This window comes from Dorea sp. 210702-DFI.3.125, from assembly GCF_020560945.1.
In the GTDB taxonomy this organism is placed as follows: domain Bacteria; phylum Bacillota; class Clostridia; order Lachnospirales; family Lachnospiraceae; genus Dorea; species Dorea formicigenerans.
Genome location: NZ_JAJCNF010000112.1, coordinates 1 through 288, shown reverse-complemented (window position 1 = coordinate 288; position 288 = coordinate 1). Strand labels below are relative to the sequence as shown.

The 288-nt window shown below is 48.6% G+C and carries 1 pseudogene; it reads left to right on the top strand.

Annotation, left to right across the window (positions count from 1 at the left end):
• Positions 1–288: pseudogene (locus LI164_RS15780) on the top strand (hypothetical protein); the annotation flags it as partial.

The following is a 288-nucleotide window of genomic DNA, read 5'->3' as shown; positions in this document are numbered from 1 at the left end:
TCCCGGACAACCGGCGCACAGAAGAATGTGTGTCTGCCTATGCGTCCCTCTACCCGTTGATTACCTATTATCTGAACAGGCTGAATGACTGGGGGCTTTGCTTCCGGCGGTGCAAGGTCTGTGGGAAATATTTTCTGGCAAAGAGCCAGCGGTATGAGTTGTGCAGCGATAAGTGCCGAAAAGCACAGGCGCTTCAAAACAAGCGGGAATTTGACGAGAGGGCAAGAGAAAATAACTATGACCTGCTTTATAAAAATGAATGCCAGAACTGGCGCAACAAAATAAACC